This is a genomic window from Coprococcus phoceensis (assembly GCF_900104635.1).
In the GTDB taxonomy this organism is placed as follows: Bacteria; Bacillota; Clostridia; order Lachnospirales; family Lachnospiraceae; genus Faecalimonas; species Faecalimonas phoceensis.
Genome location: NZ_FNWC01000007.1, coordinates 819,825 through 834,489, shown reverse-complemented (window position 1 = coordinate 834,489; position 14,665 = coordinate 819,825). Strand labels below are relative to the sequence as shown.

At 41.9% G+C, this 14,665-nt stretch carries 15 protein-coding genes; 1 reads left to right on the top strand and 14 read right to left on the bottom strand.

The genetic code is table 11. From position 1 onward, the window contains the following. Positions 1-3 precede the first annotated feature (3 nt). The 8 genes from rnc to mgtE all read right to left on the bottom strand — a co-directional run bounded on the left by rnc (position 4) and on the right by mgtE (position 6,635). Entirely contained in the window at positions 4-699 is a 696-nt protein-coding gene (rnc, locus tag BQ5364_RS07720) for a ribonuclease III (protein WP_022250082.1), read from the bottom strand. Between the two features lie 56 nt (positions 700-755). Beyond that, entirely contained in the window at positions 756-986 is a 231-nt protein-coding gene (acpP, locus tag BQ5364_RS07715) for an acyl carrier protein (protein ID WP_004612500.1), read from the bottom strand. Between the two features lie 29 nt (positions 987-1,015). Continuing rightward, positions 1,016-2,041 (bottom strand): phosphate acyltransferase PlsX, encoded by a 1,026-nt coding sequence (plsX, locus tag BQ5364_RS07710; protein WP_022250081.1) that lies wholly within the window; start codon positions 2,039-2,041, stop codon positions 1,016-1,018. A 117-nt stretch (positions 2,042-2,158) separates the two neighbouring features. Continuing rightward, entirely contained in the window at positions 2,159-2,338 is a 180-nt protein-coding gene (gene rpmF / locus BQ5364_RS07705) for a 50S ribosomal protein L32 (protein ID WP_004612498.1), read from the bottom strand. Positions 2,339-2,341: 3 nt separating this feature from the next. After that, the gene (locus BQ5364_RS07700) at positions 2,342-2,869 is read right to left on the bottom strand and encodes a YceD family protein (RefSeq protein WP_004612497.1); all 528 of its coding nucleotides are present in this window, start codon (positions 2,867-2,869) and stop codon (positions 2,342-2,344) included. 77 nt (positions 2,870-2,946) lie between these two features. Then, positions 2,947-4,137 carry an acetate kinase gene (locus tag BQ5364_RS07695; protein ID WP_004612496.1) on the bottom strand — a complete coding sequence of 397 codons (1,191 nt, stop codon included), beginning with the start codon at positions 4,135-4,137 and terminating at the stop codon, positions 2,947-2,949. Positions 4,138-4,159: 22 nt separating this feature from the next. Beyond that, entirely contained in the window at positions 4,160-5,155 is a 996-nt protein-coding gene (gene pta / locus BQ5364_RS07690) for a phosphate acetyltransferase (RefSeq protein WP_071143962.1), read from the bottom strand. Between the two features lie 148 nt (positions 5,156-5,303). After that, positions 5,304-6,635 (bottom strand): magnesium transporter, encoded by a 1,332-nt coding sequence (gene mgtE, locus BQ5364_RS07685; RefSeq protein ID WP_004612494.1) that lies wholly within the window; start codon positions 6,633-6,635, stop codon positions 5,304-5,306. A 144-nt stretch (positions 6,636-6,779) separates the two neighbouring features. On the opposite strand from mgtE, the gene BQ5364_RS07680 reads away from it, so the two are divergent. Continuing rightward, positions 6,780-8,006: a nucleotidyltransferase gene (locus BQ5364_RS07680; protein ID WP_004612492.1), complete on the top strand. Its 1,227-nt coding sequence runs from the start codon at positions 6,780-6,782 to the stop codon at positions 8,004-8,006. Between the two features lie 26 nt (positions 8,007-8,032). Here BQ5364_RS07680 and BQ5364_RS07675 read toward each other — a convergent pair whose 3' ends face one another. The 6 genes from BQ5364_RS07675 to polA all read right to left on the bottom strand — a co-directional run bounded on the left by BQ5364_RS07675 (position 8,033) and on the right by polA (position 14,646). Further along, positions 8,033-8,890, bottom strand: a complete 858-nt coding sequence (locus BQ5364_RS07675; protein ID WP_004612490.1) for a DegV family protein — start codon at positions 8,888-8,890, stop codon at positions 8,033-8,035. A gap of 19 nt (positions 8,891-8,909) precedes the next feature. Then, a complete protein-coding gene (locus BQ5364_RS07670; protein ID WP_071143961.1) occupies positions 8,910-10,274 on the bottom strand; it encodes a PFL family protein in 1,365 nt (454 codons plus the stop codon). A 68-nt stretch (positions 10,275-10,342) separates the two neighbouring features. Beyond that, the gene (locus BQ5364_RS07665; protein ID WP_004612488.1) at positions 10,343-10,615 is read right to left on the bottom strand and encodes an ACT domain-containing protein; all 273 of its coding nucleotides are present in this window, start codon (positions 10,613-10,615) and stop codon (positions 10,343-10,345) included. Positions 10,616-10,631: 16 nt separating this feature from the next. After that, positions 10,632-11,429 carry an MBL fold metallo-hydrolase gene (locus tag BQ5364_RS07660; RefSeq protein ID WP_004612487.1) on the bottom strand — a complete coding sequence of 266 codons (798 nt, stop codon included), beginning with the start codon at positions 11,427-11,429 and terminating at the stop codon, positions 10,632-10,634. After that, on the bottom strand, positions 11,426-12,028 hold the full coding sequence (gene coaE, locus BQ5364_RS07655) for a dephospho-CoA kinase (protein ID WP_004612486.1): 603 nt from the start codon (positions 12,026-12,028) through the stop codon (positions 11,426-11,428). Before coaE ends, BQ5364_RS07660 begins: the two co-directional genes overlap by 4 nt. Next, a complete protein-coding gene (polA, locus tag BQ5364_RS07650) occupies positions 12,028-14,646 on the bottom strand; it encodes a DNA polymerase I (protein WP_071143960.1) in 2,619 nt (872 codons plus the stop codon). The genes coaE and polA overlap by 1 nt, the downstream gene beginning before the upstream one ends. Between the last annotated feature and the right edge of the window lie 19 nt (positions 14,647-14,665).

Below are 14,665 nucleotides of genomic sequence, written 5' to 3'. Positions count from 1 at the left end.
CACCTACTTTATGTTCTTCTCATGCAACTTTAAAATCGCATGGTATGCCGCTTCCTGCTCTGCCGCTTTCTTCGTTCTTCCGGTTCCCTCTCCATAACACTCCTCGCCAATATGAACAGCAACCGTAAACGATTTATTATGATCCGGTCCCTCCTCTTTTATAAGATGATACACCACTCCATACGGAAAATGTGCCTGCACAATCTCCTGCAGGATAGTCTTGCTATCATAAAAGAGTTTTTTATGCTCCAGATCATTCAGGACAAATTTTAAGATAAACTCTTTTGCATTAGCAAAACCACCATCTAAATAAATCGCACCGATGAGTGCCTCCAGCGCATCGGATGTGATGGAATCCCGCTCTCTTCCACCTGTATTCTCTTCTCCTCGTCCCATAAACAAATATTTGCCAAGCTCAATCTCTCTTGCACAGAACGCAAGTGAAGGCTCACAGACCATACTTGCTCTCGTCTTTGTCAATTCTCCCTCCGGCATCTTTCGATCTGCAAAAAACAAAAACTCGCTGGAAACAAGTTCCAATACCGCATCTCCCAAAAATTCCAGACGTTCATTGCACTTATATTTCGGCAAATGTGTCTCGTTCGTATAAGAACTGTGCATCAATGCTGATTTTAACAACTCCTGTCTGCGGAAAGTATATCCGATTCTTTCCTGTAACTCTCTCATTGTCTGTTCCATAAACTCTCCCTTTCTAAACGCGAAAAAGCCCTACGCAGGGCTTTTTCATAATTCGATTAATTAATTGCATTCTTAATCTGTTCTACTGCGTCACCAACTGTAACGATTTTTTCAGCTTCTTCATTGTCGATCTCAATGTCAAATGCTTCTTCAATTCCCATGATAATCTGGAAAATATCTAACGAATCTGCGCCCAGATCATCCACAAATGTTGTATCCATTGTGATATCTTCTGCTCCTACATTTAATACATCCACAATAATTTCTTGTAATTTTTCAAATTCCATTTCTTTCTCTCCCTTTGTCTCAGAATCTTTTATTCCTGATTCTCATTTTCTTGTTTTTGTATACGTTCTTTTATTTTTTCATTAATTCCCTGCTCTTTGAACGTTACACATTGAATAATTGAGTTGGATACCTCTTTTGCCTTGGAACTTCCATGCGTCTTTACTACAAGTCCGTTCAGTCCAAGCAGCGGCGCACCTCCATGTTCACTTGCATCAAAGCTTTTTAATGTCTCCTTCAGTGCTGGTTTCACTAGCAAAGCACCAATCTTACTCCGCAGCGAAGTCATCATTCCTTTTTTCACTTTGCTGATCAGTACTGCGCCGACTCCTTCATAGAGTTTTAAGATAACGTTTCCGACAAATGCCTCACATACTATTACATCTGCCATTCCATGTGGAATCTCACGGGCTTCAATACTTCCTATAAAGTTGATATCCTCACATTCTTTCAGCAGCGGGAATGTCTCTTTTACAAGTGCGTTCCCTTTTTCCTCTTCTGCACCAATATTCACAATCGCAACCTTCGGATTCTTCACGCCCATAACGTGCTCCATATAGATAGAACCCATCTTTGCAAATTGTACCAAGTGAGAAGGTCTTGCATCTACATTAGCGCCACAATCAATCAACAATGAAACGCCTTTTTCTGTCGGCAATAATGGTGCAAGCGGTGGTCTCTCCACGCCTTTGATACGACCGACTAAAAGCTGTCCTCCGACAAGAATTGCCCCTGAACTTCCGGCAGAGACAAATGCATCCGCCTCTCCTTTTTTTACCATATTCATTGCGACTACGATTGATGATTGTTTTTTCTTACGAATTGCCATGACCGGCGGCTCTGCTGTCTCGATCACTTCTGGCGCATCTACAACTTCAATCTGTTCTTTATCGTAAGTATATTTTTCTAATTCTTTTTGTACAACATTCTCTTGCCCTACAAGAAAGATCTTAATATCTTTTCTCTTGCTGATGGCATCCATTGCACCTTTTACAATCTCTACGGGTGCGTTATCTCCACCCATGGCATCTAATGCTACTTTTGTAATTTCTGACATGCTATTACCTCCTGCACTGCTAACAGTAATTTTACTAGACATCACTCTAAAAATCAATATAAACTTTTTTCAAAAAAAGAAAGCCGTCAACAGACGACTCTCTTTCTTCGCTTTTCATTAGTCAACGCTAACAATCTCTTTTTTGTTGTAAGATCCGCAAGCTTTGCATACTCTGTGTGGCATCATTAATTCTCCACATTTGCTGCATTTCACTAAATTTGGAGCGCTCATTTTCCAGTTTGCTCTTCTTTTATCTCTTCTAGCTTTAGAAGATTTATTCTTTGGACAGATTGACATAGATTACACCTCCTTAAAATTCTTAAAAACATCGCGGATAACTGACATTCTAGGGTCAAGGCTTGTATCTTCACAGTCACAAGTTCCCTTATTTAGGTTTTGACCACACATGTTGCAAATTCCTTTACAGTCTTCGCGACACAGAATTTTCATCGGCCATCCTATCAAAATCTCATTATAGAGTAATTTGTCTACGTCAAGATTATATCCGTCAATATAATTTTTTTCATCTAATTCCATTGCCTGTTCTTCACTCGACTCATCTAAGTCTACATTCTTCGTAAATTCCAAAATAAATTCTGTTGGAACCGCTTCTAAGCAACGGTCACACGGAATCTCCAGCACCAGTCTTCCCTCTCCGGTAATCATAAGTTCGCGATTCTTCACGTGTTTTACAACAATGTGAACATCCTCTTTCTCAAGAACCGGAAAACGTCCTAATTCTGAATGAAATTCTGTCATCTCTACCGAAGTAGTCTTATCAATTGTCTTGTGATGTTCAGACAATACGTCTGATAGGTTTATTAACATATTGTTACTCCTATTCATACCTAAACTATTATAGCATGTAAATGATATTTGTCAACACTTTTATCAGAAAATTCTATTTACACTAAAGCAACTGTCTCACGTGCAATGGCAAGTTCTTCATTTGTAGGAACAACCATGACTTTTACTTTTGAATCTGGTGTAGAGATTGTAACTTCTTCTCCTTGCTTTGCATTTGCTTCTTTATTAAGTTCTACTCCTAAGTATCCTAAGTAAGCACATACTTTTTCTCTTACGATGCATACATTCTCACCGATACCTGCCGTAAATGCAATTGCATCTACACCATTCATTGCTGCGACATAGCTTCCTACATATTTTGCCACACGATAGCAGAATACATCTAAGGCGATCTGAGCCGGTTTATTTCCTTGTGCTGCTCCGGCTGTCAAATCTCTGAAGTCGCTTGACAAGTTGTTGGAAAGACCATATACACCTGATTTTTTATTTAACATTGTCATCAGTCCGTCAATATCAAGATCTTCTTTCTTCGCAATGAACTCTAAAATTGCCGGATCGATATCTCCCGAACGTGTTCCCATTACAAGTCCTTCCAATGGAGTAAGTCCCATAGAAGTATCTACAGATTTTCCATTTTCTACTGCGCAGATACTTGCGCCGTTTCCTAAGTGGCAGACAATTGTCTTTGTTTCTTCGTAAGGTCTGTCTAACAATTCTGCTGTTCTTTTTGAAACAAAGCTGTGGCTTGTCCCATGGAAACCGTAGCGTCTTACTTTGTATTTTTCATAGTATTCGTATGGAAGTCCATACATATATGCTTTTTCAGGCATTGTCTGGTGGAATGCAGTATCGAAAACTGCAACCATAGGTGTTCCAGGCATCAATTCCTGACATGCACGAATACCGATCAAGTTTGCAGGATTGTGAAGTGGTGCAAGGTCATTGCACTCTTCTACTGCTTTGATCATCTCATCTGTGATCACTGCTGAACTTGCAAATTTCTCTCCACCATGTACAACACGATGTCCAACAGCACCGATCTCATCGAGGCTTCTCACAACACCTCTGTCCGCATCTGTCAATGCATCGATCACGAACTGAATTGCCTCTGTGTGTGTAGGCATTGCCTTATCTTCTGTTTTCTTTTCTCCGCCTGCCGGTTGATAAGTAAGACTTCCGTCAATTCCGATTCTCTCGCAAAGTCCTTTTGCCAAAACTGCTTCTGTATCTGAATTAATTAATTGGAATTTCAAAGATGAACTTCCACAATTGATTACTAAAACATTCATGTTTCTTTCCTCCGTACTTTTATTATTGAGCCTGCGCCTGAACAGCTGTGATTGCTACTACACCTTCGATATCAGCAGCACTGCATCCACGTGACAAATCGTTAACCGGTTTTGCAATTCCCTGTGTCAAAGGTCCGTACGCTTCCGTCTTTCCAAGTCTCTGTACTAATTTGTATCCGATATTTCCTGCATCCAAGTCAGGGAAGATCAGTACGTTAGCATGTCCTGCAACCTTGCTTCCAGGAGCTTTTGATTCTCCGATTTCCGGAACGATTGCAGCATCTAGCTGAAGTTCTCCGTCCAACTGAAGTTCCGGTGCCATCTCTTTTGCAAGACGTGTAGCCTCTACCACTTTGTCAACGTCTGCATGTTTTGCACTTCCCTTTGTAGAATGAGAAAGCATAGCAACTTTTGGCTCTTCCCCAACCAACAATTTGAATGATTCCGCTGAAGAAAGCGCAATTGCAGCTAATTTTTCCGGATCCGGATTCTGCTCTAACCCTGAATCACCAAAGATAAATGTTCCGTTTGCTCCCATATCACAATCCGGTACTACCATTACGAAAAATGCGGATACTAATTTTGTTCCAGGCTTTGTTTTTAAGATCTGTAAGCATGGTCTCAATGTATCTGCTGTTGAATGACACGCTCCGGATACCATACCGTCAGCATCTCCCATTTTCACCATCATAACCCCATAGTACAGATAGTTTGTAAGCAGCAATTCTCTTGCCTGCTCTTCTGTCATTCCTTTTTTCTGTCTCAATTCTACCAATTTTGCAATATATGCTTCTGTTTTTTCATATGTTGCCGGATCAACAATCGTTGCTCCGCTGATATCAAATCCCGCTCCGTTTTTCTCAATCTCTTCTTTGCTTCCCACGAGAACAAGATTAGCTGTACCTTCTTTGAGCACTGCCTCTGCTGCTTCGTAAGTTCTCTTGTCTTCTGTCTCCGGAAGTACAATTGTTTTTTTGTCTGCTTTCGCTTTTTCTTTAATTACATCAATAAATCCCATGATTTAAAGACTCCTTTCCATCTTTCCATTTTTCTCACATATTTGTATTATAACGCAAACGTATTTTGTATACAAGAGGGTTTCATGTCTCTTTTTAAGTACAATACAAAGACAGGCAGTTATCACACTGGATAACTGCCTGCTGTCATTATATATGAAAAATTCTCGTCACAATCGTAAAGTATACAAAAATTGTTCCCGTATCCACAAGTGTTGTGATCAGAGGGGCTGCCATAATCGCCGGGTCAAGACCGCATTTTTTCGCAATTAGCGGAAGCGAACATCCGATTGTTTTTGATAAGATTACGGTGCACATCAAAGTGAGTCCTACTGCAAATGCAAGCATTGTATCTTTGTACATTAAAACAATACGAATTCCATTCACAATCGCAAGTAAAAATCCAGCTAATAAAGCAATCCGAATTTCTTTAAACAACACTTTAAAAATATCGCCAAACTCAATCTCGTCGACAGCAAGACCACGGATGATCAACGTCGAACTCTGCGAACCACAGTTTCCGCCGGTTCCGGTAAGCATTGGAACAAATGTATTTAAAATCGGCATCACTGCCAGCGCTCCTTCATAATGTCCCAGTAAAAGACCTGTCATTGTTGCTGACAACATCAGAAATAAAAGCCACGGGAAACGGTTCCTGACATGCTTCCAAACGGATGTCCCAAAGTAAGAGTCCTCACTTGGCGCAATACCGGCCATCATGCTCATATCTTCAGTCGCCTCTTCCTGCAAGACTGCCATGGCATCGTCTACCGTTACAATACCGACCATACACATCTCATAATCCACAACCGGAATTGCGATCAGACCGTATTTATTGATCAGACTTGCCACCTCTTCCTGATCATCATGTGTATTGACATAGAGCATGTTCGTCTCCATAATCTCTTCAATCAGACGATTCTCACCGGTTGTCAGCAGATCTTTCACATCGACAACACCAATCAGTTTTCGCTTTTCCGTCACATAGCATGTGTAGATTGTCTCACGGTTGATTCCAACCTGACGAATCTTTAATATCGCATCTGCGACTGTCATCTCTTTTCGGAGAGCAATATACTCCACATTCATGATACTTCCCGCACTATCCTCCGGATACTGCAAAAGCTCATTAATCTGTTTACGTGTCTCCTCATCTGTCACCATCAAAAGTCTGTCGACCACATTCGCGGGCATCTCTTCCAGCACATCGACCGTATCATCCAGATACATCTCGTCCATCACTTCTTTGATCTCCGAATCTGTCAAAGCGTTGATAAGCACTTCTCGCATGTCACTGTTAAGATACGTAAAGGTATCTGCCGCAGATTCTTTTGACAAAAGACGAAATACGATGATTCGCTGTTTCTCGTCAAATTCTTCCAGCAACTCAGCCAAGTCGACGGGATACATTTTCTCTAATTCTATTTTTAATTCCTTATATTCTCTGTTTTCAAGCATCTCTAAAATCTGCTCTTCATTCATCAATAATTACCTCCCGTCTCCAAACGCTATTTTTAGTTTAACCTTTTTTCATTCTTTTTGTCAAATAAAATAACAGAATATTTTGCGATTTTTTTGATTGTATAGTATAATACACCTACAAAATCTGATTGTGAGGAATTTTTTATGAAAATCACAGGGTTAATTACAGAATATAATCCATTTCACAATGGACATCAGTACCATATTGAAAAAGCAAAAAAATTGACAAAAGCAGACAAAGTGGTTGTCGTTATGAGTGGAAACTTCGTACAGCGTGGTGCTCCTGCACTACTGCCAAAGCACCTTCGCGCAAAGATGGCTTTAAAATCAGGCGCAGATTTGGTCATTGAGTTGCCGGTTTTTTATGCCTGTGCCAGTGCGGAATATTTTGCATACGGTGCTGTCTCACTCCTTCATGCCCTCCGCTGCGTGGACAGCATCTGTTTTGGAAGTGAATGTGGAGACCTTACACTTTTGCAAAAAGCGGCAGATATTATGGCGGAGGAACCAGACGCATACAAGCATAGCCTTCAGTCCTACCTTAGGGATGGCTATCGTTTCCCGCTTGCACGTCAAAAAGCCTTTCAGGATTTCACGAAAGAAGAAGGGATTGCTTCTATTTTAGAACAGCCAAACAATATTTTAGGGATTGAGTACTTAAAGGCGCTCTCTAGATTAAACAGCTCAATTCAGCCATTTGCAATCTCACGAATCGGTTCCGGTTACCATGAGACAGATCTTCACAAAATATACAGCTCTGCCTCAGCCATCCGAAAGACAGTGTCAACAACAAAAGAACTGGAATCTCTTTCCGGACATGTTCCTGATTCCGCCCTTACTCTTTTAAAAGAAAATTATCAGGTTCGTTTTCCTGTATTTTTAAATGATTTTTCTCTATTGCTGAAATACCGTCTGTTAAGTGAGACTGCTGACACACTCACGCAATATCTCGATGTCTCTGTCGAGCTTGCCAATCGGATTATCCGATGTCGCAGTCAATTTCGCAGTTTTGAGCAATTCTGTCATCTTCTGAATACAAAAGAATCGACTTACGCAAGGGTCAGCAGAGCACTCATGCACATTCTGCTGCAGATTCAAAAGGATGATTTTTCTTTGTGTACCGCCAAAGCTCCTTTTTACTTTCGTATATTAGGATTCCGAAAAGAGAGTGCTGCTGTTTTGTCAGAGATCAAAAAATGTGCAGACGTTCCACTCCTGACTAAACTCACCGCGAAAGATACCCTCTCTTTACCTGGACAGAAGATGCTTAATGCTGACTTATTTGCAGCAGATCTATACGAATCTGTCATTACAGAAAAATTCGATACACCATTTCAAAACGAATATGAGCAGCAGATTGTACGTATCTAGTACATCTGCTGCTCATATCTATGTTTCTATAAGTCTACTTCTTTTGCACACGCTACCGCCAGTGCTCCCGGTCCGATGTGGCACGCCACGCTCAGTGATAACGGATCCATATCAATTGTATAATTCGGGAAACGATCCTCCAATTCTTCTTTCCAGCTTTTCGCTTCCTCGGCGCTGCATGTGTAAGCGGCAAGCAAGGACATCTTTTTACCGCCAAAACGATGCAGCAGATCTTTTTCCATCGCATCCAGCATCGTCTTTTTCGCCTGCTTCCAACCTCTTACTTTGGCAAATGCATCCAGCTTTTCCCCCTGGATCTGAAGCACCGGCTTTAGATTGAGCACTGTTCCGATCGCAGCCGCAGCCGGTGTGATTCGCCCGCCCTTTTTCAGATATTTTAAAGTGTCAACAGTAATATAGATACTGGCTTCCAGCTTCTCAGCTTCCAGACTCTCTTTAATCTCCAGTGCACTTTTCCCTGCTTTTGCCAGTCTCACAGCATCTAGCACAGAAGTCTTTTGCGTCACGGAAATTCTCTGGTTATTTACCACTTCTACTTTGCCGTCATAGTCCTTTGACAGCATAATCGCCGTCTCGCAGGTGCTGCTTAGCCCACTTGACATCGGAATATGCACAATCTCATCATATTCTTTCAACAGTTTGTCCCAAAATTCCATCACTTCTCCCGGAGCTGGCTGAGAAGTGCTGATCTCACAGTCACTGGCAAGCTTTTCATAAAACGCTTCCTGTGTCAGCGTGATATCCTCCAAAAACAATTCGCCATCAATATAAAACGGCATCGGAATAACATGAACACCCAGTTCTTTTCCTTTTTCCTGTGTAATTCCACTATTGCTGTCTGTTACTACCGCTATCTTTCCCATATTGCTTTTTACTCTCTTTCTAATTCTTAAAGCTGTGAATCGGAGCTGGAATTCTACCGTTACGATTCACAAAATCACTGCAGTCAAATTCATTCACCGGCATAATCGGTGCATAGCCGAGCAGACCACCAAATTCAGCTACTTCTCCAACATCTTTTCCAATGACCGGAATCACTCTCACTGCTGTTGTCTTTTGATTCACCATACCGATTGCCATCTCATCTGCTATGATTCCTGAGATTGTTGTCGCCTTTGTCTTTCCTGGAATCGCAATCATATCAAGTCCTACCGAACATACGCAAGTCATCGCTTCTAATTTTTCAAGTGTCAGCGAACCGGCATTCACAGCATCAATCATTCTCTGATCCTCGCTGACCGGAATAAATGCACCACTTAGTCCTCCCACATAAGAAGATGCCATGACACCGCCTTTTTTCACCTGATCATTCAACATGGCAAGTGCCGCTGTCGTACCCGGAGCTCCAACTCTCTCTAAACCAATCTCTTCTAAAATCTCAGCTACGCTGTCTCCCACTGCAGGAGTCGGAGCAAGTGACAAATCAATAATACCAAATGGAATTCCAAGACGTTTGGATGCTGCCCCTGCGACAAGCTGTCCGACACGAGTCACCTTAAACGCTGTCTTTTTAATCGTCTCGCAGAGCACTTCAAATCCTTCTCCACGCACTTGTTCGATTGCATGTTTCACAACACCCGGTCCACTGACTCCTACATTGATCACTGCATCTGCCTCTGTCACTCCCAAAAATGCACCTGCCATGAACGGATTATCATCCGGCGCATTACAGAAAATCACGAGCTTTGCACATCCCAGCGAGTCATTCTCTTTTGTCGCTTCTGCTGTCTCTTTTACAATCTCTCCACAGAGTCTGACTGCGTCCATATTGATTCCTGTCTTCGTAGAACCTACATTCACAGAGCTGCAGATACGCTCTGTCACAGAAAGTGCCTCCGGAATGGAACGGATCAGATTTTCCTCACTCTTTGTCATTCCTTTTGACACCAAAGCAGAATAACCGCCGATAAAATTCACACCCACTTCTTTTGCAGCCCTGTCAAGCGTTTTTGCAATTGTAACAAAATCTTCCGGTGACTTGCAGGCAGCTGCACCGATCAGGGAGATCGGTGTGATAGAAATACGTTTGTTTACAATCGGGATACCAAATTCATGCTCAATCTCGTCCCCTGTCGATACGAGATTTTTTGCCATTGTCGTAATCTTGTTATAAATATTTTCATTCAGTTTTTGCAGATCAGAATCGATACGGTCCATCAGGCTGATACCAAGCGTAATCGTACGCACATCTAAATTTTCCTCTGCAATCATCTGATTCGTCTCGGTTACTTCATAAATATTAATCATCGTCTTCTTTCGCCTTTCTCTTCTAAAAATTAGTAACAGTTCAGCCATGAAAGCTCGAATTGGCTGTTTTACAGTCTGTGCATTTTTTCAAAAATCTCAGATCTCTGGCAACGGATAGTAACACCGATTTCTTCACCGATTTTATTCAGTTCCTCAGAAACTTCTCTGAATTCCTCTTTCGCCTCATTCATATCCACGATCATCATCATATTGAAATATCCCTGAACGATTGTCTGGGAAATATCTAAAATATTAATATTGTTCTCTGCAAGGTATGTACACACCTTTGCTGTAATTCCTACGGTATCTTTTCCTACAACTGTTATAATGCTCTTCTTCATCTTCTACCTCCTGTGATTAAATCTGTAATATATTTGAAATAGTATCTCTATTTGCAACCATAAGAGGAATATCTTCTCCTCTGTATGGATTGTCACCCATTGTCACTTCCAGCTTCACGGTCTCATAGGCAAGCTCTTCATAATTATTTTCCTTACTTAAGTGCCCGAGCATGATATATTTCATATTGTCATGTAGTATATCACAAAGCAGGCGTCCTGACAATTCATTCGATAAATGTCCACGATTTCCAAGCACACGTTGTTTTAAATAATACGGGTATGCTCCCACTTCCAGCATATGTACATCATGGTTTGCCTCAAGCAATATCGCATCCAGCCCTTTTAAATTCTCGACTGTATACGCATCATAAATGCCAAGATCTGTCGCAACGGCCAATGATTTTCCGTCATGTTCAATTCGAAATCCGGATGGTTCATTCGCATCATGCGAGATTGCAAACGGTCTGATATCAAGATTTCCAATGGAAAACATCTGATCCACTGTGACTTCTTTCAGGAGACCTTCCGGCATTTTCCCGATTCCTTTATATGCCTTGATTCCCTCTATAGTTCCTCTCGTCGCATAAATCGGAATTTCGTATTTCCGGCTGAACACTCCGAGCCCCTGAATATGGTCTGAATGTTCATGGGTAATCAAAATACCTCCAAGTTCTTCCCCTTTGATTCCAATCTCATGTAGCCCTTCCTCAATCCTCTTTTTGCTGATTCCTGTATCGATCAGCAAATGTGTCTTATCACTTCCTGCGTAAATACAGTTTCCACTGCTGCCGCTGGCTATGCTGCATAATCTCATTTTCTCTTCTCCTGCCTGTTCATTGCTTTTTCAATCTCTCTTTGTGTCATCTCAAACGAGTTACTGTTGTTGATCACAACCTGACACTTCTGTCGGAACACATTTTCCGGCATCTGCGAGGCTATCATCGCTGATATTTTTTCGTCACTGTATCCTCTGGATTCTTTCAGGCGAATTCGCCGAACGGACTCTTCCGTATAAATATACCAGAGTTCATGACAGATTTCATCATAGTGATCTTCCAATAAAAGCGCCGCTTCCAACACAAAACATGACGTGCCCATGTTTTTTTCTGTCGCTATCTTTTCTTTGATATGTGCTTTCACTTCTGGATGCACAATGCCATTTAGCACTGCCATTTCTTCAGCATTTCCAAAGACGATTCCGCCTAGAATTTCTCGGTTAATCGTCCTATCTGTCCGCAAAATATCTGTTCCAAAATGTGCGACGATTTTTTCATAGCACACACTTCCCGGCTCCTGCAATTTCCATGCCACTTGATCTGCCTGACAGATAACAGCGCCATATCGTTCTTTCATAAAGGAGAGGACCTGACTTTTTCCAGATCCCACTCCTCCTGTAATTCCAATAATTCTCATTATTTTGCCTCGTACCAGTTCTTTCCGGTATGCATATCCACTTCCAATGGCACATGAAGTTTTGCCGCATTCACCATCTCATGGGAAAGAATCTCCTTTACATCTTCCAACTCTTCCTCATATGCCTCGATCAGAAGTTCATCATGCACCTGCAATACCAGTTTTGATCTCATATTGTTTTCTTTCAGTCTTCTGTTTACACCATTCATGGCAATCTTCATAATATCCGCTGCTGTCCCCTGAATCGGAGCATTCATAGCGACACGTTCCCCGAACGAGCGCTGCATAAAATTGCTGGAAGATAACTCCGGTACCGGTCTTCGTCTGCCAAACACCGTTGTCACATATCCGTTTTCTTTTGCATGTTCTACCGCATCGTCCAAAAATCCCTTGATGCTCGGATATGTCTCAAAATAACTTTCGATATACTGAGCTGCCTCTTTTTTTGTGATGCTCAAATCCTGACTCAATCCAAACGAACTGATTCCATATACAATTCCAAAATTGACCGCCTTGGCATTTCTTCTCTGAAGATCAGTTACTTCCTCAAACGGCGTATGGAACACCTGAGAGGCGGTAATTCTGTGAATATCTCTCGCCTCTTTGTAGGCGTTGATCAGCTGCTCATCGCCGGAACAATGTGCCAATATGCGAAGTTCAATCTGCGAGTAGTCCGCATCCACAAACACATAACCGTCTTCCGGAATAAATACTTTTCGGATCAGACGTCCCAATTCCATGCGAACCGGTATATTCTGTAAATTCGGCTCTGTACTGCTGATTCGTCCTGTCGCCGTGATCGTCTGATTGAATTTTCCATGAATTCGTCCGTCATCTTTAATATATCCCGCAAGTCCATCTGCATAGGTGGATTTCAACTTTGTAAGCTGGCGATATTCCAAAATCTTGGATACGACCGGATACTCCGGCGCCAGTTTGTCCAAAATATCCGCAGAAGTCGAATATCCTGTCTTTGTCTTTTTACCATGTGGCAGTCCAAGCTTTTCAAACAGAATCACGCCGAGCTGCTTTGGCGAATTGATATTAAATGTCTCTCCGGTCAGTTCGTAAATGTCTTTTTCCAAATCTACAATCTTTTGGCCTAATTGCTCTCCGTAGATATGAAGTGCCTCTGCAGCCACTTTTACACCATTTTGTTCCATGTCATAGAGTGTAAATACAAGTGGCATCTCAATCTCATCAAAAAGCTGCTCCATTTCTGTCTCTTTGAGTCTATCACGTAAAATCTTGCTGGATTCATATGCCGTATACGCCTCATAACAGCTTTTCTGCGCCTCATCAATCTGGTTGTCATCAATTAATATATCCAGATATTCTCTTGCAATGTCTGCAGACTCATAGTCGTTCTTCAATGGATTCAACAGATATGCCGCAACAATCGTATCAAAACAAACAGATTGATTCACATTCGGAATATACTGCATCGCATTCTTTACATCGGCGATTGCAAGCACATCTACCTCTTTTGAAAGCGTTTCCACCTGTTCTAGCAGCTCGGAAATCTCCATTCCCTGTTCTGTTGTAAACACATAGATATCTTCTTTCCCAAAGGCAATCCCGACTCCGGTAAGCCCTGCCTCATTCACAAACAACGGCAGCACATTCTTCGTATCCTTATAAAAAGAAACACCGACACACGTTTGTTTCTTTGCCGTTTCAAATATCTTCTTCGCCTCATTTTGATCTGTAACAACCCGAAAGGCATCTTCGATACGATTTGCCGGCGCTGTCACCTCAAAACGAGACAACAGGTTTTTAAACTGCAAACGCTGAAAATACACATATGCTTCCTCCGTGTAAAGATCTCCAAGCTTTGCATCCGCAATCTCATACTCGAAATCTGCATTCACATGAATCGTTGCCAGCACCTTACTCATCTGTGCAAGATCGTAATGCTCGGAAAGTGCTTTGCTTGCACGAGGTGGTTTTAGCTCTGTCACATGTGCGTATGCATTCTCAATTGAACCATATTCTGTAATAATCTTTGTCGCAGTTTTTTCTCCGATACTTGGGACACCCGGAATATTATCCGACGTATCTCCCATCAGCGCCTTTAAATCAATAAACTCTTCCGGAGTGACCTGGTAACGTGCTTTGACATCTGCCGCATAATAATCTTCAATCTCTGTCTTCCCCTGCTTCGTCTTTGGAATTCGAATCTTTACATGCTCTGTCGCAAGCTGCAAAAGGTCGCGGTCTCCTGAGATCACAGACACTTCCATGCCCATCTCCTCACATCTTTTTGCAAGCGTTCCAAGTAAATCATCGGCTTCCAAACCCGCTTTTTCAATCGTCTTGACTCCCATTGCCTGCAGCACTTCTTTGATAACCGGAACCTGCTGACGCAGCTCATCCGCCATTGGTTTTCTGGTTCCTTTATACTCCGCGAACATCTCATGCCGGAATGTCGGCGCATGCACGTCAAACGCCACTGTCAGATACTCTGGTTTTTCTTCCTCTAAAACCTTGAACATAATATTCAAAAAACCATACACTGCATTCGTGTGAAGCCCCTCGGAATTCGTCAGATCCGGAACCCCGTAAAATGCCCGATTTAAAATACTATGTCCATCGATTAAAACGATTTTTTCACTCATTTCGTCTCTCCTGTCTGTT